Consider the following 20,649-nt stretch of genomic DNA (forward strand, 5'->3'; position numbering starts at 1 on the left):
GGAGAGCAAAAGTTATGTTTAAAGGTGGTATGGGTAACATGATGCGCCAGGCGCAGCAGATGCAAGAAAACATGCAGAAAGCGCAGGAAGAAATTGCCAATATGGAAGTAGAAGGCCAAGCTGGTGCGGGTCTGGTCAAAATCCTAATGACAGGCCGTCATGATGTGAAGCGCGTTTCTATCGATGATTCTTTGTTTGGTGACGACAAAGAAATGCTGGAAGACTTGATCGCAGCGGCGGTGAATGATGCGGTGCGTAATATCGAAGTGACTCAAAAAGAAAAAATGGCCTCAGCAACGGCGGGTATGTCTTTGCCACCTGGCTTCAAGATGCCTTTCTAGGAGCGAGCTTTGTTTAGTCCCTTAATTAAAGAACTGATTGAATCATTACGTTGTTTGCCGGGTGTTGGGCCAAGATCGGCGCAAAAGATGGCATTGTATTTATTAGAACGTGATCATCAAGGGGCAGATAGACTGGCAAATGCATTGCGCGAAGCGCTCGACAAAGTCGGGCGTTGTTCGAGTTGCCGTACTTTGACCGAAGAGGATGAGTGTGGAATTTGCACAGACCCAGAGCGCGATGCAAAGCATTTGTGTATTGTAGAAACGCCAGCAGACGTGATCGCCATTGAATCGGCGGGCAGTTTTTCTGGGCGTTATTTTGTTTTGCTAGGGCACTTGTCTCCTATTGATGGTATTGGTCCGGAAGAATTGGGCTTAGATCGTTTAGAAGCTTTGGTCCAGCATAATGAAGTGGAAGAAGCGATTATTGCTACTAACTCAACAGTAGAAGGCGAGGCGACTTGTCATTATATTGCTGAAAAATTAAAAACATTGAACATCAATGTCAGTCGTATTGCTCATGGCGTTCCTATGGGTGGTGAGCTGGAATACGTTGATGGAAACACTCTGGCTTTAGCGCTAGAGGGACGGAAGAAGCTCTAGTATGAATGATCAAGATGATGCTCTGAATATTGTGTGGGTTGCGGACAACGAATCGCTGGCAAGCTGGTGTGATTATTGGGCAGATTTGCCGGTCATTGCGGTCGACACAGAATTCATTCGCCGCACAACCTATTTTCCAATTACGGGGCTTATTCAAATTAGTGAAGGCGAGAAAGCCGTACTGATTGATCCGTTGAGCATCGATGAATGGGAACCGCTTCGTAACCTGATGGTAAACCCTTCTGTGATGAAAGTGTTCCATGCCTGCTCAGAGGACTTGGATGTCTTTGATCGTTTATTAGGTGTTTTGCCTGCGCCGTTTTACGATACTCAAATTGGTGAAGCCTATGCCAGCGCCCAATGGTCGCTAAGCTATGTGAAGCTGATTCATGAGTATTTGCAAATTGAAGTCGCGAAAGACGAAACCCGCTCAGACTGGGTTCAACGCCCTTTAACGGATGCTCAAAAGCGTTATGCAGCGCTTGATGTGGTGTATTTGGCCAAAGTTTATCCAATGCAGATTGCTCGTTTAAAGGCGAAAAACATGCTTGAATGGGTGATGGAAGATTGTGATTCTTTGAAATGGCAATACCAGATGAACTCTGATCCAGAGCAAAACTGGGATGGTATTAAAACCGCATGGCGTTTGACGCCAGCGGGTTTAACTTTATTGCGTTTGCTGTTTATTTGGCGCGATGAGCAAGCTCGTAAAGAAGACGTTCCGAAAGGGCAGATCTTAAAAGATCGTACCCTCTGGTCATTGGCGAAAACCTTGCCAACACATCATAAAGCAATTTCTGAGGCAGAAGAGTTAACGGGCCGTCAGCATCGTTTGTACGGTGAGGTGATTTTACAGAATGTTGCCTTGGTAAATGAGTTGTCGCCTGATGAATATCAGTTGCCGTTGGAAATTCCATTGCCATCTCAGGCGGGTGATTTAACGAAAGCAATCAAAGCGTTTGTGCGTGAAAAAGCAGATGCGTTAAAAATCGCACCAGAAGCCATGATGAAGCGTAAATTGCTCGATCCTTTGGTTCGTCATTTGTACGATGGTACTGAAGTAGATTGGAAGAATCCGGCATTAAACGGCTGGCGACGCGATGCCATCGTCAATCCTGTCTTAGAGAAATTTAAAAAGTCCTAAAATGGCGCAATATCGCCAAAGGTAAAATATGAAACAGCATTTAATCGTAGAAGTATTCCGCTCCAGCAAGCATGATGGAATGTACTTGTATGTGGAAAAAAGCAAAGGACTGAAGGACATTCCTGAAGAGCTTATGACTCGGTTTGGCAAAGGCATCAGTGCGATGACTATGCTATTAACCAATGAGAGTAAGTTAGCTCGAGCGACACCAGAAAACGTTACTAAAGGCATTCGTGAAAAAGGCTTTTATTTGCAATTACCGCCAGTGAAGGAAGAGTATTTGTTGGACTTATATAAAACGCCGACGCAAGCGGTTTATTAATTACTTGGATTCAAAGAATGATTGCAAAGCGTTACGAGCCTTTTTGGAAAACCACGCCGCTGGAGAAAATGTCTTCTGTTGAATGGGAGTCTATTTGTGACGGATGTGGCAAATGTTGCCTGCAAAAATTACAAGACGATGAAACCGAAGAGGTTTTTTATACTAATTTATCTTGCCATCAGCTCAATGTGGCTTCATGCCAATGTAAGGTGTATGACACTCGACAAGATAAAGTATCGACTTGTATTACGCTAACACCGGATCAGATTGATGAGTTTCACTGGTTACCTGATACCTGTAGTTATCGTGTACTGTATGAAACCAAAGACTTGCCGAATTGGCACCCTTTGGTGGTTGGTAGTGATAAAGAAATGCTTCGCCAAGGGCTAACCGTTCGCCATTATGCGGTGAATGAAAATACCGTTGATGAAGAAGAGTGGGAAACCCATGTTATTAAATGGGTGCATGGTATGCCGGAACCGTATGATGTAATTTGAGATCTCGGCTTAGTTACGGCAAATGGTCGCTAAATTCAGCAAAGTAAAGTAGTTCAAGGAGTTCGCAAACGTGAAGTGGTTGAAAATAAATACTGTGTTGTTAGTGGCTGTTTTATCCTTTTGGATGCCGTTGAGTAAAGCGGACACTCAGTTCCGTGTCATTGTTGATGCCTCTGGCAGTATGTTGATCAGTGATCCTGATAAGCTTACATCTGAGGCGTTGCGTCTTATTTCTAATCTTGCGCCTGAAGAAAAAGCCACACTAGGGATTTGGTTGTTTGGCGAGGAGCCTAGAGTGCTCTTACCTGAAGCCATCGTTAATAAAGCCAATAAAACTAAACTGGCGAGCTATGTAGATAGTTATGTGACGCAAGATGTCAAAACCGATTTAGAAGCCATTATCAAGCTTTTGTTGGAAACACCCGACTCGGGAAACCTAAAGCCTGGCTTTAATCGTCATTGGATTTTAGTTACTGATGGCATGGTAGACATCAGTTTGGAAGAGGCGGTGAACAAAGCTTCTCGTGATCGTATTCTTAATCAATTAACGTCTAAGTTAGAAGAGCGTGGTATTCATCTTCATACTATTTCTATGACGGGTTACACCGACAAAGCGTTACTTGAATCCTTGTCATTGCGCACTGATGCAACACACACTGAAGTCGCTATTCCTGAAGACTTATTGGACACATTTGACCGTATTTTCTCCCAAGCTTCACCCTCGGATGAATTACCATTCGATGGTAATCGTTTTACAGTGGACGATGCGATCCAAGAGCTTACTCTTGTTGTTTTCCACGAAAACGGTATACAGCCTCATATTGTCAAACCTGATGGAACACTGTTGTCTTTGGTGAGTAATAAAAATGTGTCGGTATCTACGTCAGATCATTACACCCTAATCACCATTCGTGCTCCATCTTCTGGTGAATGGCAAGTTAATAATGTCGATATTGATCGAAGTAGTATTCGCGTGATCACTGATTTAAGCGCCCAAGCAACGCCGGTTGCTCCCGTGATATTTCAGAATGAACCCATTTATTCCACTGTCGCTTTGTTTCAAAAAGACAAAGTGATAAAAGATGACAAAATATTGAGTTTATTGAACGTCAAGCAGACGTTAGTGCGTTTAAGTGGTGAGCAAAAAGAGACGATTTATTCTCATAAAATGGACAGAACGAACGGGCAGTTTAAGCAACACTTAGAAGGCATTACAGAAGCAGGTAACTATGAATTAGTTAGTCTAGTGGACGGAAAAACCTTCTCTCGACAATTGAGTCAATTTTTTACCGTTTATCCTGCTATCAATTTTGAAGGTGCGAATCCTAGCGGTAATTTGATTGCATTTTCAGCTAAACCAGTGAATTTGAAACTGAACATGCTGCGTTCTAATGTAAAACTTGAATTTACCTACAATAATGGCACCACAGAAATGGAAGATATGCCGCTTGTTGGGCAGGGTTATTGGGAAAAAATAATCCCAGTTTCAGCAAACGATAACGTAAAAGTTCGTGCGCAACTAATTGGCTTCACTCAAACAGGATTGCGTTTCGAATATTGGACGCCAGTTTGGCACTTTAATAGACAAGGAAATGACGCACCAACAGTTGGGCTAGGTGATGTCGCTCCAATGGGTAAGCTACTGATTCCAGTTGCCACATCCAACAAAGATGTGATGCCAATGTTGGTTCCGCCTTCTGTTTCAGTAGTCAATGAGGCAGATGAAAATTCAGACTCTCAGACTGAGGTTGCCGGAGAGACAAAAGAAGAATCGACGACGGATATGGTTTTAGATAAAGCTAATAGTCTGTCGACAACTGAATGGATTATGTACGCAGTATTAAACTTAGGTGGTATTGCGGTTATTGTTGGCGGTATATTTTTGTATCGTCGTATGAAGAAAAATCAATCCCTTAGAAGAGACGATCTAGACGATGTGTGAGTTATTAGGCATGAGCGCAAATGTGCCAACGGATATATGTTTTAGTTTTTCAGGATTGCGCGCTCGTGGCGGGCGCACTGGTCCTCATAAAGATGGCTGGGGAATGGCTATGTATCGTGATGGTGATGTGTGGGCGATTCATGACCCAAGGCCGAGTGCTGATTCGGACATGGCGGAAGTCATCAGTAACACATCGCTAAAATGCGACATTGTGATCAGTCATATTCGGCAAGCAAACGTTGGCGCTGTAAGTCTATTAAACACACACCCGTTTAATCGATTGTTGTGGGGAAAGACTTGGACTTACGCTCATAATGGTCAGTTAGAGTCGTCTGAATCTTTGCCAATAGAGCATTATCACCCATTAGGTAGTACGGACTCTGAGCGAGCATTTTGCTGGATCGTTGAACAACTCCAAGCACGTTTTTGTGATCAAGAGCCAACCCTCGCAGAAGTATCTGAGGCGCTATCAGCCTTAGCTTTGCAGCTCAAAACCATGGGAGTATTCAACATGATGCTCTCTGATGGCGTGCGTTTATATTGCTTTTGTACCACCAAATTACACTGGATCACCCGACGAGCACCGTTTAAAAAAGCCACCTTATCGGACGAAGACGTTATTATTGATTTCAAAGAAGTCACCACAGACAAAGATGTCGTCACCGTCATCGCCACACAACCATTAACCCACGACGAAACGTGGCAGCAAATGGAAGAAGGCGAATTGTGTGTATTTAAAGGTGGCGAAGTGGTTTGTCAGATTAAAGCGAACTAAAGTCTATTCCTCTTGAAGAAAGGGGAAGGTGGAAGGTGGGGGGCTACCCTTTGATGAGCTGATTTTTAGTATTAAAGCATTCACTGAAACACCTTCTAGTAATCCTAAATAACTCGCGTTATATTCGTTACTTAAAGGAATAAAACGTAAATAAATTTTCTTCTGAAATAATTTTTTTTATTTTTCTCAAAGTGCTTGAGCTCTCGTCCTACGGTAGGGCGGGTACTTTCTATTATGTGAAATGCTGTTTTTATTAGTTGAAACTGCTGGATTGATGATAATGTTCATTATTCAATAAATAAAATAGAAAAGCCAATTATTTTATATTCCTTAATTACTATAAAAAATTAAATTTATATGCCCTAATGAAGTGTCTAATGCCTAGAAAAATAAATCAAAAAATGGTTAAACTAAATTTTGTTTTTTTACCATTTCTTATTGTACTCATATTTGTTGTAGTCACTCTTACTACACTCAGGTGGGTTTTGGATGTCAAGTTAGGGGTCGTTGTAGTAAATAAATTTACTTTAGATTTTCATATTCCTGCGATTGTTACTGTGATATCGGTTCTTGTTTTTATGAGAAAACGTTTAAAGGTTCTTGATTTTAAAAAATGTTATTTGTCTGGGGGCTATATGATGTTTTTTATGATGATTGCCATATTATTTCCAGCCTGCTTTTCACAAAAAATCGTTTCATCTGCACCTTATGATTTAATAGAGTTCAATAAGGTCGACTCGATAAGCTCGGTTGACAGACAAAAATTTTTTAGGTTTAGCCAATACATAGTTGAACCTAAAAAAGCCGTTTATGGCATAGATTACAAAGTAAGCAGTAACCGTAATAATGACTTGACGATGGGTTTATACATTGCAGTACCATTTCAGTCCAAGGTAAATGCTTGGTACGGGCTTAGTTTTTATAAAAAAATTAGTAACCATTTAAACGATAAAGAAAAAAAATCTGAGCGCGATATTTTTATTCACGAAATAGAAAAGAAGTATTCAAAGCATGATTTTTACAATAAAACGTATTTTGAATTATTACCAGCGTCTAATGAACGAGATGGGTTAAAATCGATCATTAACCAAGCAAATCCTGATAGGAAGGGTCTTCCTGTTTATATATTGCGTCCTCATGAAAATGAATTTAATAACAAGGATAGCGGTACAATTAAAGATTTATTTTGGTCTACAGTAATGTCTATTTTGATAATTTACCTACTTCTCATCAAGCCTAAAGTTAGTTTTCAATATTTATCGAAAATTCGATCTAAAAATAGCCAAGTAAGTTGACCTAAAAAATCTGTAATGCAGGCCTGTCTTTTTGACTAGGAAATACTAGCGAGCTTTTGAGGGAAAACTTGCCATCAAATGAACATATTATATGAATCAAAACGGGTATTAATTATTTTAGAAATTAGACCTGCTTGTGAAAGTTGCGATAAAGACTTCGCACCAGATTCTATTGAAGCTTCTTTGCTGAAAGAGTAAATAGCAAATTTAGTATTGAAGAGTTTAAATTTTTTCAGGAAAAGCTGAACCATAAATCCAGTGACTAATAAATTCATGTGATAAGCGGTTTAAACAGATAAAAGAAAGGTTTTATAGCCAATCATTTTTCTCTCGCTTCGATTACTGTTATTCTAGCGCCATTATTGGTGTAACAGAGTAGAACGAATGATTAATGATAATGATGTAATTGAAACCTTGGATGAGCTTGAGACGTTTTTACGTTTGGTTGAGGTGGGTGGTTTAGGTCTGAACAATGTATCTGGTGTGGCGTTGGCGACGAACAATTCCAATGGTCGTCCATTTGTGGCAGTGCTCGACGATAATCAGCAGTTGGTGTTAGGGCGTTATGTGACCACCGATGTGTTTGAAAATGGTAAGGACATGGTTCGCTACGGTACGAAAAAACCGCATTAATTAGATATTCTTTCTGAGACTATTTAAGACAAAAAATCCCCGCTCAGATGCAAAGCTTGAGCGGGGATTTTTGTTTTCTAGCCGGATGGTCTTGTCTTATTGAACAAGTTCGTTATCAGTGAATTCACCTTCAAACAAAGCGGTAGATAAGTAACGCTCGCCGGAATCTGGTAATACGACGACGATTTTTTTGTCTTTAAATTCGTCTAGTTTGCTTAAGCGTTCTGCCGCAACGACAGCGGCGCCGCAAGAAATACCACACAAGATGCCTTCTTCACGCATTAGGCGTTTTGCCATAGCAATGGCGTCTTCGTTAGACACTTGCTCAACGCGATCCACGATGGAAAGGTCTAGGTTCTTCGGAATGAAACCTGCACCGATGCCTTGAATTTTATGTGGTGATGGAGTCGGATCTTCACCGTTCAGCGTTTGCGTAATAACCGGTGAGCTTGTTGGTTCAACCGCGACACTGATAATGGCTTTGCCTTGGGTGTTTTTAATGTAGCGACTCACGCCAGTGATAGTGCCACCTGTACCAACGCCAGCGACGAAGACGTCAATTTCACCATTGGTGTCTTGCCAGATTTCTGGACCAGTGGTTTTTTCATGGATTTCTGGGTTGGCTGGGTTTTCGAATTGTTGCAGCAATACGAAGTTTTCGTCTTGGGCAATTTCTTCGGCTTTGGCAATGGCGCCTTTCATGCCTTTTGCAGGTTCAGTAAGAATGATAGTTGCACCAAGGGCTTTCATGACTTGGCGACGTTCTACACTCATGCTGGACGGCATGGTGATAGTAATCGGATAGCCACGAGATGCCGCAACGAAACACAAGGCGATACCTGTGTTACCGCTTGAGGCTTCAACGATGGATTTACCTTTGCTCAGAATGCCTTTCTTTTCTGCATCCCACACCATGTTGGCGCCGATGCGGCATTTTACTGAGAAAGCTGGATTACGAGATTCGAGTTTTGCCCAAATATTTCCATTCCCGATACGGTTTAAGCGTACAAGTGGCGTGTTGCCAATGGTAAGAGAGTTATCTTCAAATACTTGATGAGACATACCATTTCCTTTTTGTTGTTGACCTGTCGTTAGTTGGTCTTTAGAAAGTAATAGCAACATCGTATTAGATGCGCCGCGAATGTTGTTCACTATAACCCTTAGGTTGGGATTGATGTTAGAATTTACAACTATATAGATAGAGGTTTTCGTACAACCACTTAGCTTCACTTGAAGCACTGTGCCAAGGCTTCTAATACAAACGGCGCTTTATTTATTGCCATTATTTTTTCCTGCGCCAAGTAAAAGGATACAAGTTTACCTATCATGCCGACAAATGCCGTAATGACGCGCGATCGTCATCTAATTGATCAAAAACAAGCGCAGCTTACCAAGCGTCAAAAGGACGGTTTACCTTTTGATCGTATGCAATCTGAAGTGAATGCGCTTATTGAAAAATCTGAGACTCTGTACCAAGCTCGTTTGTCTCGTATGCCAAAAATTACCTACGATGAAAGCTTGCCGGTTGCGGCTCGTGCTGATGAAATTATCAAGGCGATCCAAGAAAACCAAGTCATCATTATTGCGGGTGAAACGGGCTCTGGTAAAACCACGCAATTGCCTAAGATGTGTTTGCAAGCGGGTCGCGGTATTGCAGGCTTGATTGGTCATACGCAACCAAGACGAATTGCGGCGCGCAGCGTGGCAGAGCGTATCAGTGATGAGCTGCAAGTTAACCTTGGCGAGCAAGTGGGTTTTCAGGTTCGTTTCAGTGATGAAAGTAACGAAGAAACGCTAATCAAGCTGATGACCGACGGTATTTTGCTGGCCGAAATCCAACAAGACAAACGCCTTTATAAATACGACACCATCATCATCGATGAGGCTCATGAACGCAGTCTGAACATCGATTTCTTGCTTGGGTATTTAAAGCAAGTCTTGGCGGCTCGACCAGATCTAAAAGTGATTGTCACCTCGGCGACCATCGACGTTGAGCGTTTTTCTGAGCATTTTGAAAACGCACCTATCATCGAAGTATCAGGTCGAACGTATCCGGTTGAAGTGCGTTATCAGCCGTTGTTGAGCAAGTCTGACTCGGAAGAGCTGGATGAAGATCAAAGTATGGAGCAAGGCGTTTTGGATGCGGTAGAGCTGCTGATCGCCGAAGAGCGACAATCTGGTTATCGCGGCGCGGGTGACATTTTGGTGTTCTTGCCGGGTGAACGAGAAATTCGTGAAACCGCCGAGATTCTTCGTCGTGCCGAATTGCGCAGCACCGAGGTCTTGCCGCTTTATGCTCGATTGAGCGCCAGCGAACAACAACGTATTTTTAAATCCCATTCTGGTCGTCGTATTGTGTTGTCGACCAACGTGGCAGAAACCTCGTTAACGGTACCGGGGATTCGTTACGTGATTGATCCGGGCTTGGCGAGAATTAGTCGCTACAGCGTGCGTTCCAAAGTTCAACAGTTGCCGATTGAAAAAATCAGCCAAGCCAGCGCCAATCAGCGAGCAGGGCGATGTGGTCGTGTGGCGGACGGTATTTGTATTCGTTTGTATGACGAGGACGACTTTAACAATCGTGCTGAATTTACCGATCCAGAAATTTTCCGTACCAACTTGGCGTCGGTTATTTTGCAGATGGCCAATTTAAAACTGGGCGCCGTTGAAAAGTTTCCCTTCGTTGAAATGCCAGAAAAACGCATGATCAACGATGGTTATCGTGCCTTGACGGAACTTGGCGCTTTAAATAAAGAGCGACTGACGCCGATTGGACGTCAGCTGGCTAAGTTGCCAATTGATCCTAAATTAGGGCGAATTCTAATTGCCGCCGAGCAGCACAGTGTGCTCAAAGAAGTGGCGATTATTGTCAGTGCCTTGTCCATTCCTGATCCACGTGAACGGCCGCAGGATAAGAAAACTCAATCCGACCAAGCTCACGCGGTCGATAAAGACGAAGATTCAGATTTCGCTGTGTTTTTGAACTTGTGGGAACGTTTTGAAGAACAACGCCAAGCCTTGTCGCAGAATCAGTTGCGCCAATATTGCCGTAAGCAATTTTTGAACTTCATGCGCATGCGTGAATGGCGTGATATTCATCGACAAATCATGATTGCTTGTAAGCAGCTTGGCTTTAAAGAAGTGCAACACGAAGAGCGTCATTATGAGGCGATTCACCGTTCTTTGTTAGCCGGTATGTTTACGCAAGTCGCCAATAAGATGGAAGACAGCAAAGACATGCTTGGCTGTCGTTCCCGCAAGTTGTCGATCTTCCCCGGTTCTATGTTATTTAAAAAGCCACCTCAGTGGATTATGGCTGCGGAGCTGGTTGAAACCAGCAAACTCTACGCTCGTGTCACCGCGCGAATTGATCCTGCTTGGATAGAAGAATACGCCGCGCCTTTTGTGAAGCGTCAATACTTTGATCCGCATTTTGAGCGTAACCAAGGCCGCATCATGGCTCATGAGCAAGTCTCGCTTTATGGTTTGGTGATTGTGGCGAAACGCAGTATTGATTATGGCCATGTAAACCCTGAAGAAGCTCGTGAGATTTTTATTCGCTCTGGGCTGGTAGAAGGCGAGCTTCGTACTAAACAGGCGTTCTATCGTAAAAATAAAGCCTTGATGGAATCGTTAGAAACCCAAGAAGCCAAGTTGCGCAAGCGCGACATTTTGGTCGACGACGAAACGGTCTTTGCCTTCTATAATTCACGATTACCTGATCATGTGCGGAACTTAAAAAGCTTAGAGCATTTCGTTAAAACATCGCCCGATGCTTTATTGATGACTCGTGAGGATTTGATCAATCAAGATGTCAGTGTCGATGATTTTGCCTTCCCAGATTCCTTTGGATTAAATGGGGTGGCTTTACCGATTGATTATAAATTCGATCCCGGTCAAGAAGCCGACGGAGCAACCTTAAAAGTGCCTGTTGGCTTGTTACGTCAGCTGAGCTTAGAGGATTTAGGTTGGGCGGTGCCCGGTTTTATCAAAGAGCGTTGCGAAGCCTTGTTGCGTGCTTTGCCTAAGGCGTTGCGTCGTCGATTTGTGCCGATTCCACAGTTTGTTGATCGTGTTTATCCAAACTTATCGAAAGACAAAGGTGATTTATTAGAGCAGCTTAGTTTGCAAATTAAACGCGAAACGCTGATAGATATTCCGCTTAATGAGTGGAATGCCGAGAAACTTGATTCACACTTAACCTTGAACTTAGAAGTCGTGGACGAGCGCGGCAAGGTGCTTGGTGTAGGTAAAAACCTAGCACAGCTTCAAACTCAGTTTAGCGACTTGGTTGAAGAAAGCTTTGCGAAATTTGGTACCAAGCAGCATGAGCAAGAGGGTTTAACCTCTTGGCCAGAGCAGGGCATTCCTGAACGTCAAGAAATCAAGCAAGCGGGTATCAAGGTCACCGCTTTTCCGGCTTTAGTGGCGCAAGGCGATCATGTTTCATTGAAGATGTTTGATGACCAAAATACCGCGCTTGAAACTCATCGAAAAGGCGTGATCACCTTGCTTAAGCTAACCTTGAGCAAAGAAATGCGTTACTTGCAGAAGAATCTGCCGCACTTAAAAGAATCCATGCTGATTTTCTCTCCATTGGGTCAGAAAGAAACCTTGTTAGATGATTTGCTTAATGCGGTTTTAGACAAGGTTTTCTTGGATGGGCGTGCTTTGCCGCGAACGAAAGCAGAATTTGAAAGCTGTGTTATCGAGCATAAGCCACAATTAGTGAGCGTGGCGAACGATATGGCTGGACAACTTTATCGCGTATTATCGTCTTATCAAGGTGTGGCGAAAAGAATGAAAGGCAGTATTCCATTGCCTTGGACACGAATTTACGGTGATATTAAAATCCAATTAGAGCAGCTGATTTATCCGGGTTTTATTGGTAATACGCCACTGTTTTGGTTGGGGCAGTTGCCGCGTTATTTCAAAGGGATTGAAGTTCGATTAGAGCGTTTTCAAAATCATTTGAACAAAGAAAACCAATATGTGTCTGAGTTAGAAGGTCTTTGGCAAACTTACATGAGACAGAAAAAAGCCCATGACGAGAAAGCGTTGTATGATCCAGAATTGATCAAATATCGCTGGATGCTAGAAGAATACCGTATTTCTTTGTTTGCACAGTCGGTTGGCACGTTAGAGCCCATTTCAGAGAAGCGCTTGTCTAAACAATGGCAAGAAGTTAAAAAATTGGTTTGATTTTATAGCTAGGATTTTATTTTTTAGTCAGATGCTGTGTGTGAAGTAGTCTTATAAGTTAAGGATAGTGAAAATGTTTAAAGTAATGGGCACTTTTCTATTTGGCTCTATGTTATTGCTTGTGCAATCTTGTGCACAGGTGCCAGTAGAAACAAAAGAAGATCCATGGGAAGGTTTTAACCGTTCTATGTTTATCTTTAATGATGCTGTTGATGGGGCTGTTTTAAAACCTGTTGCCCAAGGATATAAGGCGATTACGCCGAATCCTGTACAAAAAGGTGTGAGTAACTTTTTCTCTAACCTTGGTGAGATCGGCAATATAGCCAATAATTTATTACAGGGTAAATGGGACGAAACAGCATCATCGACCTTTCGTTTTCTCATTAATAGTACAGCGGGTTGGTTTGGTATTTTTGATGTGGCCAGTGAAATGGGGCTAAAACAATACGATGAAGACTTTGGTCAAACCTTAGGGTATTGGGGCGTTTCATCTGGTCCTTATTTAGTTTTGCCATTCTTTGGTCCTTCTACAGTTCGTGACGGTTCCGGTTTAGTGGTTGATTACACGTACCTTGATGACAAAGAAATACTCGATCCGAATAGTGATGAAAGGCTCGGGCTGTTGGGATTAGATGTTATCGAAACGCGCGCCAGATTGCTCAGTGCTGAATCCTTGATCATAGGCGACAAATACAGCTTTATTAGAGATGTCTATCTGCAGAGTCGAGCTTACGAAGTATACGATGGCAATCCGCCACAGAAAAAGAAAGATGCCGAGGAAGTCAATCCAGCGGATGACAGTTGGGGGGATGAAGCCGCGAGTGATAGTTGGGGCGATGAGGCTACGAGTGATAGCTGGGGCGATGAAGAGGGCACTGCTTTGCCTGAAGATAATGTATCAGTTGATAGTAGCTGGTCTGAGTAATTTATTTGATGGTAGTGAATGAAAAAACAATTATCGACTTCTCATTGGTTCAAAGAAGACTCTTTTAGTAACTCATTATTAAGAGCTTTTTTACTCGTTATTGGCGTCTCTTGTTTGTTGTTGGTGGCGCTCAATATTTATGTGATGCAGTATTCTTTTGCCTTGCTTGAGTTTACTCTTTTAACTTTAACAGTCGGTGTCTGGTTTTGCCCTAAAGATTGGCGTTACTATCAATTGGCTACCTTTATTTATGTGGCTTTTATTTTCGGTTGTATCTTAGCTGGTATTGCTTTTTCTCCCTTATATTCTGGTAGGCAAGTCTGGGTATTTGTTTTCCCCATGAGTTCCTATCTTCTACTTGGTAAACGCGCAGGTTTTTGGTTTAGTAGTATTAGTTATTGCTTAGTCAGTATTATTCTCTTCGCGCGTTTTTATGAAGACTTTGGGTCTGATCTTGTTCGTATTTTTGTCAACATGACGTTTACCTATGTTTTTGTTTGGGGTTTAACATACGGTGCGGAATTAACTCATAGAAAGATGCTGCACACCTTAAAGAAAATAGCGACCACAGATCCTTTAACAGGATTAGCCAATCGACGTGGTGTTGCAACGAAATATCAAAATGAGCTTTCAAAAGCTGAAAAAAGTGGCGATGGATTGGCGTTTATTTTGATCGATTTAGATCATTTTAAAAAAGTAAATGACACCTTTGGCCATGAAGTAGGTGATGCAGTTTTAGTCGATTTTGCTAACCATTTAAGAGCTCATTTTGATGATAATGAGCATCTGTTTCGTATCGGAGGGGAGGAGTTTTGTGTGTTTATGCCAGCAGCACAGAGCAAAGATTGGGCTGAAACGTTTTGCCAATTTATTGATAACAATATTTTTCAGTTTGAAGGGCAGAGCATTCATTACACCGTGAGTATCGGCATATCGACCAGTAATAAAGAAGGTCGCGATTTTACACATTTGTATGCAATTGCCGACCAGCGTTTATATAAAGCAAAAAGTCTTGGTCGGAATTGTGTGGTCTTAACAGATTAAGGAGCATCGTAAATGCTCCTTAGCTGGCTTTCTTTAGGCTGCTATCGATAGCTAATGTGATTTTCAATAGTTTCCCTGAGTCCGTACCAATATAAAGTACGCCAGTTGAATCCTGAGCAATCGAGCGAAGGCGTTCATCTAAATGCTGAAGATAACGTGTTTCTGTTGTCTCGCCATTCTTGTCAATTTTGATTTTATTCAAATGTCTTAATGCCAGCGCAGTGGATAAAAAATCACCGCTCCAGTTCGAGAACAACATACCTTTGTAACGTATCAGGCTGCTTGGCGCGATAGAAGGAATAAACACTTTAGCAGGGTTGTTTATGCCATCTTTTGTGTTTCCTTCACCAACGCTGATTGGCCCCCAATATTCTTTGCCATAAGACACAATTGGCCAGCCATAATTTGCGCCGGGGCGAATCAGGTTTATTTCGTCACCACCTCGCGGGCCATGTTCATTCGACCAAAGTGTGTGAGTATCTGTGTCGTAAAATAGACCTTGAGGATTACGATGACCATAGCTCCAGATCTCATTGCGTATGTTTGCATGAGTGACAAAAGGGTTGTCCGCTGGAACGTGTCCATCTAAATTTAACCGAATTACGCTACCGGCATGGTTTGTTAAATCTTGAGCATTTTCACGAACGCCACGATCACCAACCGAGAAAAATACATGTTCTTGGTCGTCAAACGCAATGCGTCCGCCATAGTGTTTGGTTTCGCTGGTTGCTGAGTCTGTAACCAACAAATCGTGCCATTCGGTGAGTTTATTACCTGCCAGTTTTGCTCTGGCTAGCGTGGTTTTTGAACCGTCATCGGTTGGTTTTGAATAAGTGAAATATAACCAGCCTTGCTCTTTGAATTGAGGGGATTTTGCCACATCCAGCAAACCACCTTGGCCTCGGCTATCCACTTTGGGCAAACCCTTTAGGTCTTGCTTTTCACCAGTAATCAAATTGACTTTGTAAGCTGATCCTTTTTTGATTGTGACAATAGCTTCTTGATCATTTATTACGGCAATACCCCAAGGTATGCCATCAAATTGAGTGATTTGATTAACGTTCAGTGAATCGTCACCGATGACATCCGAGGCGCTAGCATTTAGCGCCATAAGGCTAGCTAATAATATAATCCAAGTTTTCATAGGGCGACCTCTTCTCGCTAATTTCAGTGCAGTATATAGAAAATAGACACAAGAAGAGGGCTTTGGAAGGGATTTCCTTAACTATTGCCGATTGCTTACCTAGTTGGATGAAGTATTCAGATCAGAGCTAATTAAGGCTTTAAGGAGTGATATTTGTTGGGATCGTGCAAAAAGTAGCTATCTCAACTCACTATTTAAAGTAACGTTCATTTTTAGCAACATGTCGAGTAACAACCGCATTAGCGGCAACAATCGCGTTATGACCAATCTCAATACCGGGAAGGATTTTTGCACCACCGCCGATCCAGACGTTATTGCCAATGGTAATAGGCTTGGCAAAACATTCGCCAGAGGCTCTTGCTTGGGCATCTCTTGGGTGATCGACCGTATAAAGGTGAACGCCAGGGCCGATTAACACATCATCACCAATATGAATTTTAGCGCTGTCTAAAAAGATGCATTGGAAATTAATAAAGACTCGTTCGCCAATATGAATTTGCGAACCATAATCACACTGAAAGCCCGGCTCAATCACCACGCTGCCAAACTTTGCAAACAAACGCGTAACGTGACGAAGATTGCCCTTGCTTGGGTGGGCATTGAATTTGGCACAGGCAAGGCGAGCGGCTTCGCGTCGTAATCTAAGATCAAGATCGATCCCATTAAATAGTTCACCTTGCACCATTTTTTCAAATTCCGTTGTCTCGTTCATCTTTTGTTCTTCTTGTTAAAAGTAAAAAACGCGACCTAGGCCGCGTTTTTAGTGTTCATAATACTAGCAAATGCCGTCGTTATGATTAAAGCATAGACGCCAAAGTAACTTCTAGTTTAGCCTGATCCGCTGCGAAGTTACGAATGCCTTCAGACAGTTTTTCAGTGGCCATTGCATCTTCGTTCATTGCCCAACGGAATGCTGTTTCTGTGATGGCAGCAGGAGCCGGTTTTACATCTGTCGTTGGTACCAATTTACGCTCAAGTCTGCCTTCGTCTTTTTTCAACTCTTCAAGCAGGTTAGGGCTGATGGTCAAACGGTCACAACCAGCAAGTTGTTCGATTTCGCCGATATTACGGAAGCTCGCGCCCATCACAACGGTTTTGTAACCGTGTTGTTTGTAGTAGTTGTAGATTTCAGTCACAGAAACCACGCCAGGATCAGTCTCAGCAGTGTATTCTTGGCCAGTCGATTTTTTGTACCAATCAAGGATACGACCAACGAATGGAGAGATCAGGTAAACGCCCGCTTCAGCACAGGCTTGCGCTTGAGCGAAAGAGAACAACAACGTCAGGTTACAGTTGATGCCTTCTTTTTCTAGCTCTTCTGCGGCTTTAATGCCTTCCCAAGTAGACGCAGCTTTGATAAGAACGCGGTCACGAGACACGCCAGCTTCTTCATAAAGTGCAATCAGTTTACGCGCTTTCGCTAGCGTTGCTTCTTTATCAAAAGACAAACGCGCATCTACTTCAGTAGAAATACGGCCTGGAACATATTTTAGGATTTCAGTACCAACAATAACGGCAAGCTTGTCACCAGCGTCTAAAATTTGCTGGTCTTTATCGTTGCTTTGCGTTTTTGCCCAAGCAATCGCTTGATCAAGGAAAGGGGCGTACTCTGGAATTTGTGCAGCTTTAAGCATCAAAGATGGGTTAGTTGTCGCATCTTGTGGTAAAAAGTCTTTGATTGCCGTGATATCACCGGTGTCGGCCACAATGGTCGTGAACTCTTTTAATTGAGATAACTTATTGCTCATTGCTCTTATCCTTTGCGTTGATGATTTTTGACCAATTCAATGGCCTCTAATAATACATTTACCTGTGCGTCAGCTTTGTGACCATTTTCAGACAAGTAGCGACGGAACTGTTTGCCGCCGGCTTCGCCCTGAAAAATACCCAAAATGTGTCGGGTTAGGTGCATCAAGCGTTCGCCTTCTTTCAGCTTGCGTTCAACATAAGGAACGAAAGCTTCTAGTGCCTCGTAGCGATCATTAACCAAAGCTTGACCGCCAAATAATACTTCGTCGACTTGGCTTAAAATCCATGGATTATGGTATGCCTCACGGCCAACCATAACGCCATCTACGTGCGCTAACTGTTCTTTGCATTCATCTAATGTTTTTATGCCACCGTTTAGAATGATTTCAAGGTCAGGGAAATCTTTCTTCAACTGATGCACATAGTGGTATTTCAACGGTGGTACTTCGCGATTCTCTTTTGGACTCAAGCCTTCCAAAATTGCATTACGAGCGTGGACAATAAAGGTCGTCACGCCAGTGGTGGCGACATCGCCAACAAAATCTCGTACCACGCTGTAATCTTCTTGGTCGTCTAAACCAATGCGGTGTTTGATCGTCACCGGAATATCGCAGTTATCCTGCATAGCGCGCATGGCCTCTTTTACCTTATCAGGGTAAGCCATTAAGCAAGCGCCAATTAAACTGTTTTGTACTCTATCGCTTGGGCAACCGACATTAAGGTTAACTTCATCAAAGCCAGCTTGCTGCGCCATTTTTGCGCATTTACCTAACGCAACCGCATCAGATCCACCTAACTGCAAGGCAATAGGGTGTTCGCAACCATCGTAACGTAAGAATCTTTCAGGATGATTGCCTTGCAGCAACGCGCCCGTCGTCACCATCTCGGTATAAAGCAGCGTATTTTTCGTCAATTTTCTAGCGAATACTCGGTAATCGCTGGTCGTCCAATCCATCATGGGTGCAATGGAAAATCGACGATCAAGCTCAGCGCTTGAATTTACTGGGTTAGACCCATTATCTAGTGACATTCTTCTACTATCGAATTAATTCAAAAAAGCGTCGCGACATAAGAGAGCAACTCCCTGCGACTGATGCACAACATTATGTCATAAAATTACAAGATATCTAAGAGTCTGAGGGAAACATTGAGGTTTAAAAGGCGAAAGTGAAAACAAACTTGTCGCGGCCATCAACCAACAAGCCAAGGCAAAACGTGTCTTCTTGATGACGTGATTACTACACGACTCCCGAAAAGGCGAAACCGCCTTAGCAGAATGGCGGCGCTTTTGCTTCTTTGTATTTTCCTAGGTTAGCCATGTTTCTATTTAGTAATGTCATCACGGCCAATAAGATTCAGGTTCTACTCTTTGTTTTTCTGCCGCAATGCGTTTATAAATTTCCTCGCGATGTACCGTCACATCTTTGGGTGCTGTTACACCGATTCGGACTTGTCCGCCTTTTATGCCTAAAACGGTTATTTGAATGTTATCGCCGATATTGATGGTTTCATTAGAGCGTCGAGTCAGAATTAGCACGTTATATATCCTTACATAGTTTATTTTTACAAATATAAAGTTTAGTAAAATATACTAAATTTTGTCAATAAAAATATACTGTGATTGAAATAGACAAAAACATAAATACTGGAGACGTGAAATTAAGCGGGCTGACTGCCCGCTAAAAGAGATATTTGGCTTCTACAACGACGCCAATAATTTGGCATTCATTATTAAATTCAGTGGGGCGATAATCTGGATTTAATGGTTTTAAATACGTTTGTCTGGCATCAATCACCAGTTTTTTGAAAGTGATGTCACGGGTATTGTTGAATTTTGCTACGACAAAACAATCGTTCTTAGCAGGAAGTTGTGGATCTACTAAAATCAAATGGCCTTCACCAATACTTGGGCCATTTGGAGAGATCATGCTGTCACCAACCACTTCTAGCCAAAATGCTTGCTGGCTTACAGTAGATGGGCCATGTTCCCATAGTGTGTCTTTCTCTAAAGACGAATAATTACTGTCTTTATCCCATGTTAAAGCCATTTCATGGCTAATAACGGGTATCGGTTTAGTGGTTGGTTGAGTGCTTTCGTGTGAGAGGCTCAACGCATGTGTATTTCTTGGTGTAGCGGTGATTCCTGAAAATAACCAGTTTGCATCACAATGTAGCGCCTTTGTGAGAGATACAATGTACTTTCCGCCAGGCGAAGAAATACCGTTGAGCCATTGACTGACAGACCCTTTAGTCGCACCCGTCATTCTCGCTATGTCGACGGCTTTTAGATTTTGCTCCGTCATTTTTTGTCTGATTCTATCTGAAATATCCATGTTAAGAATGCTAAACTATCTTGAGTTTATTTTTATTTACTTGTAGTGTTTATAAAAGTGAACTTTTGGTGGTTTTTCGTAAGGATTGGTTATGTATAAGGAAAAAGTGATTAAACACTTTGGGAGTCAGCGGCGTTTAGCGCAGTCATTAAACATTACTCGAAGCTCTGTTTCTCAATGGGGGTCAGTGATTCCAGAGAAGCAAGCTCTGAGAATAGAAAAGCTAACTCGTGGCGTATTGAAATACGATGCCAAGCTTTATTCGCGTTAAGCCTAGTCAATCACTGGAAAAGGTACTTTTTTGTGTTGTCAGGAAAGAAGACTGTGAGCGAGCTGCTTTTGGGCATTCAGGCTGATCCAAATATATTACGTACAGCTAAAGCCTTATCAAGATTAAGTAGCGAATACTCATCGACTATTCGTGAGTTTTACCGTGCCGGTTTACAAGAGACACCAAACTGCCGACAGCTTGTTACTACCTTGGAGCTAATAGACAACGCCATGAAGGATATAGGCACACTGAAAACGGTATCTCACATCCTTGACGCCCTCACGGCGGATATCAAATTTCACCATCTTAACTTTGATGTACAGCTTGCCATGCGCGTCCGTGAACAGTCTGTAAAACAGAAGAGCGATGCTAAATAACGAAGAAAGTGGTTTAACGCCTTAGTTGGTAGCGTAGACAAGACCCTCTTGG

Annotated in this window: 21 protein-coding genes; 14 read left to right on the forward strand and 7 right to left on the reverse strand. The window is 42.5% G+C overall.

From position 1 onward, the window contains the following. The first annotated feature begins 14 nt into the window (after positions 1 to 14). From ACO05V_RS12295 to ACO05V_RS12335, 9 genes are all read left to right on the forward strand, one after another. Entirely contained in the window at positions 15 to 341 is a 327-nt protein-coding gene (locus ACO05V_RS12295; protein WP_219702736.1) for a YbaB/EbfC family nucleoid-associated protein, read from the forward strand. A gap of 9 nt (positions 342 to 350) precedes the next feature. After that, positions 351 to 944 carry a recombination mediator RecR gene (gene recR / locus ACO05V_RS12300; RefSeq protein ID WP_421851653.1) on the forward strand — a complete coding sequence of 198 codons (594 nt, stop codon included), beginning with the start codon at positions 351 to 353 and terminating at the stop codon, positions 942 to 944. A 1-nt stretch (position 945) separates the two neighbouring features. Next, positions 946 to 2,088, forward strand: coding sequence for a ribonuclease D (gene rnd / locus ACO05V_RS12305; RefSeq protein WP_421851656.1), 1,143 nt, complete (start codon positions 946 to 948; stop codon positions 2,086 to 2,088). A 28-nt stretch (positions 2,089 to 2,116) separates the two neighbouring features. Then, positions 2,117 to 2,410 (forward strand): YcgL domain-containing protein, encoded by a 294-nt coding sequence (locus ACO05V_RS12310; protein ID WP_421851659.1) that lies wholly within the window; start codon positions 2,117 to 2,119, stop codon positions 2,408 to 2,410. Positions 2,411 to 2,427: 17 nt separating this feature from the next. Continuing rightward, on the forward strand, positions 2,428 to 2,907 hold the full coding sequence (locus ACO05V_RS12315) for a YcgN family cysteine cluster protein (protein ID WP_421851663.1): 480 nt from the start codon (positions 2,428 to 2,430) through the stop codon (positions 2,905 to 2,907). Positions 2,908 to 2,977: 70 nt separating this feature from the next. Further along, positions 2,978 to 4,849: a VWA domain-containing protein gene (locus ACO05V_RS12320; RefSeq protein ID WP_421851667.1), complete on the forward strand. Its 1,872-nt coding sequence runs from the start codon at positions 2,978 to 2,980 to the stop codon at positions 4,847 to 4,849. After that, positions 4,842 to 5,624, forward strand: a complete 783-nt coding sequence (locus tag ACO05V_RS12325; protein ID WP_421851670.1) for a class II glutamine amidotransferase — start codon at positions 4,842 to 4,844, stop codon at positions 5,622 to 5,624. Before ACO05V_RS12320 ends, ACO05V_RS12325 begins: the two co-directional genes overlap by 8 nt. A gap of 377 nt (positions 5,625 to 6,001) precedes the next feature. Next, positions 6,002 to 6,919: a hypothetical protein gene (locus ACO05V_RS12330; RefSeq protein WP_421851673.1), complete on the forward strand. Its 918-nt coding sequence runs from the start codon at positions 6,002 to 6,004 to the stop codon at positions 6,917 to 6,919. Positions 6,920 to 7,303: 384 nt separating this feature from the next. Continuing rightward, positions 7,304 to 7,552 carry a hypothetical protein gene (locus tag ACO05V_RS12335; RefSeq protein ID WP_421851676.1) on the forward strand — a complete coding sequence of 83 codons (249 nt, stop codon included), beginning with the start codon at positions 7,304 to 7,306 and terminating at the stop codon, positions 7,550 to 7,552. Positions 7,553 to 7,648: 96 nt separating this feature from the next. On the opposite strand, the gene cysK is transcribed toward ACO05V_RS12335, so the two are convergent. Then, a complete protein-coding gene (gene cysK, locus ACO05V_RS12340) occupies positions 7,649 to 8,614 on the reverse strand; it encodes a cysteine synthase A (protein ID WP_421856955.1) in 966 nt (321 codons plus the stop codon). 264 nt (positions 8,615 to 8,878) lie between these two features. Here cysK and hrpA point away from each other — a divergent pair, with 264 nt between their 5' ends. From hrpA to ACO05V_RS12355, 3 genes are all read left to right on the forward strand, one after another. Beyond that, positions 8,879 to 12,754: an ATP-dependent RNA helicase HrpA gene (gene hrpA, locus ACO05V_RS12345; RefSeq protein WP_421851678.1), complete on the forward strand. Its 3,876-nt coding sequence runs from the start codon at positions 8,879 to 8,881 to the stop codon at positions 12,752 to 12,754. 73 nt (positions 12,755 to 12,827) lie between these two features. Beyond that, positions 12,828 to 13,679 carry an MlaA family lipoprotein gene (locus ACO05V_RS12350; protein ID WP_421851681.1) on the forward strand — a complete coding sequence of 284 codons (852 nt, stop codon included), beginning with the start codon at positions 12,828 to 12,830 and terminating at the stop codon, positions 13,677 to 13,679. 18 nt (positions 13,680 to 13,697) lie between these two features. Further along, positions 13,698 to 14,723 (forward strand): GGDEF domain-containing protein, encoded by a 1,026-nt coding sequence (locus ACO05V_RS12355; RefSeq protein ID WP_421851684.1) that lies wholly within the window; start codon positions 13,698 to 13,700, stop codon positions 14,721 to 14,723. A gap of 19 nt (positions 14,724 to 14,742) precedes the next feature. Here ACO05V_RS12355 and ACO05V_RS12360 read toward each other — a convergent pair whose 3' ends face one another. From ACO05V_RS12360 to ACO05V_RS12385, 6 genes are all read right to left on the reverse strand, one after another. Beyond that, positions 14,743 to 15,867 carry a PQQ-dependent sugar dehydrogenase gene (locus ACO05V_RS12360; RefSeq protein WP_421851687.1) on the reverse strand — a complete coding sequence of 375 codons (1,125 nt, stop codon included), beginning with the start codon at positions 15,865 to 15,867 and terminating at the stop codon, positions 14,743 to 14,745. Between the two features lie 190 nt (positions 15,868 to 16,057). Then, positions 16,058 to 16,579, reverse strand: a complete 522-nt coding sequence (locus ACO05V_RS12365; protein ID WP_421851690.1) for a sugar O-acetyltransferase — start codon at positions 16,577 to 16,579, stop codon at positions 16,058 to 16,060. Positions 16,580 to 16,664: 85 nt separating this feature from the next. Beyond that, the gene (tal, locus tag ACO05V_RS12370) at positions 16,665 to 17,615 is read right to left on the reverse strand and encodes a transaldolase (RefSeq protein WP_421851693.1); all 951 of its coding nucleotides are present in this window, start codon (positions 17,613 to 17,615) and stop codon (positions 16,665 to 16,667) included. A gap of 5 nt (positions 17,616 to 17,620) precedes the next feature. Beyond that, the gene (gene dusA, locus ACO05V_RS12375; RefSeq protein WP_421851696.1) at positions 17,621 to 18,646 is read right to left on the reverse strand and encodes a tRNA dihydrouridine(20/20a) synthase DusA; all 1,026 of its coding nucleotides are present in this window, start codon (positions 18,644 to 18,646) and stop codon (positions 17,621 to 17,623) included. Between the two features lie 309 nt (positions 18,647 to 18,955). Next, positions 18,956 to 19,153, reverse strand: a complete 198-nt coding sequence (gene csrA / locus ACO05V_RS12380; RefSeq protein ID WP_100188010.1) for a carbon storage regulator CsrA — start codon at positions 19,151 to 19,153, stop codon at positions 18,956 to 18,958. Between the two features lie 142 nt (positions 19,154 to 19,295). Next, positions 19,296 to 19,949, reverse strand: coding sequence for a LexA family protein (locus ACO05V_RS12385; RefSeq protein ID WP_421851699.1), 654 nt, complete (start codon positions 19,947 to 19,949; stop codon positions 19,296 to 19,298). A gap of 91 nt (positions 19,950 to 20,040) precedes the next feature. Between ACO05V_RS12385 and ACO05V_RS12390 the strand changes: the two genes are divergently transcribed. Together ACO05V_RS12390 and ACO05V_RS12395 are read left to right on the forward strand one after the other, a co-directional pair. Then, entirely contained in the window at positions 20,041 to 20,220 is a 180-nt protein-coding gene (locus tag ACO05V_RS12390) for a Cro/CI family transcriptional regulator (protein ID WP_421851702.1), read from the forward strand. A gap of 53 nt (positions 20,221 to 20,273) precedes the next feature. Continuing rightward, positions 20,274 to 20,597 (forward strand): hypothetical protein, encoded by a 324-nt coding sequence (locus tag ACO05V_RS12395; protein ID WP_421851705.1) that lies wholly within the window; start codon positions 20,274 to 20,276, stop codon positions 20,595 to 20,597. Positions 20,598 to 20,649 lie beyond the last annotated feature (52 nt).

The sequence above is a fragment of the Marinomonas sp. genome (genome assembly GCF_965225885.1).
GTDB lineage: Bacteria > Pseudomonadota > Gammaproteobacteria > Pseudomonadales > Marinomonadaceae > Marinomonas.

Coding starts and splice junctions, on each gene's coding strand:
- ACO05V_RS12295 (WP_219702736.1), top strand. CDS start 15: ATGTTTAAAGGTGGTATGGGTAACATGATGCGCCAGGCGCAGCAGATG.
- rnd (WP_421851656.1), top strand. CDS start 946: ATGAATGATCAAGATGATGCTCTGAATATTGTGTGGGTTGCGGACAAC.
- ACO05V_RS12310 (WP_421851659.1), top strand. CDS start 2,117: ATGAAACAGCATTTAATCGTAGAAGTATTCCGCTCCAGCAAGCATGAT.
- ACO05V_RS12315 (WP_421851663.1), top strand. CDS start 2,428: ATGATTGCAAAGCGTTACGAGCCTTTTTGGAAAACCACGCCGCTGGAG.
- ACO05V_RS12325 (WP_421851670.1), top strand. CDS start 4,842: ATGTGTGAGTTATTAGGCATGAGCGCAAATGTGCCAACGGATATATGT.
- ACO05V_RS12330 (WP_421851673.1), top strand. CDS start 6,002: ATGCCTAGAAAAATAAATCAAAAAATGGTTAAACTAAATTTTGTTTTT.
- ACO05V_RS12335 (WP_421851676.1), top strand. CDS start 7,304: ATGATTAATGATAATGATGTAATTGAAACCTTGGATGAGCTTGAGACG.
- cysK (WP_421856955.1), bottom strand. CDS start 8,614: ATGTCTCATCAAGTATTTGAAGATAACTCTCTTACCATTGGCAACACG.
- hrpA (WP_421851678.1), top strand. CDS start 8,879: ATGCCGACAAATGCCGTAATGACGCGCGATCGTCATCTAATTGATCAA.
- ACO05V_RS12350 (WP_421851681.1), top strand. CDS start 12,828: ATGTTTAAAGTAATGGGCACTTTTCTATTTGGCTCTATGTTATTGCTT.
- ACO05V_RS12355 (WP_421851684.1), top strand. CDS start 13,698: ATGAAAAAACAATTATCGACTTCTCATTGGTTCAAAGAAGACTCTTTT.
- ACO05V_RS12360 (WP_421851687.1), bottom strand. CDS start 15,867: ATGAAAACTTGGATTATATTATTAGCTAGCCTTATGGCGCTAAATGCT.
- ACO05V_RS12365 (WP_421851690.1), bottom strand. CDS start 16,579: ATGAACGAGACAACGGAATTTGAAAAAATGGTGCAAGGTGAACTATTT.
- tal (WP_421851693.1), bottom strand. CDS start 17,615: ATGAGCAATAAGTTATCTCAATTAAAAGAGTTCACGACCATTGTGGCC.
- dusA (WP_421851696.1), bottom strand. CDS start 18,646: ATGTCACTAGATAATGGGTCTAACCCAGTAAATTCAAGCGCTGAGCTT.
- ACO05V_RS12385 (WP_421851699.1), bottom strand. CDS start 19,949: ATGGATATTTCAGATAGAATCAGACAAAAAATGACGGAGCAAAATCTA.
- ACO05V_RS12390 (WP_421851702.1), top strand. CDS start 20,041: ATGTATAAGGAAAAAGTGATTAAACACTTTGGGAGTCAGCGGCGTTTA.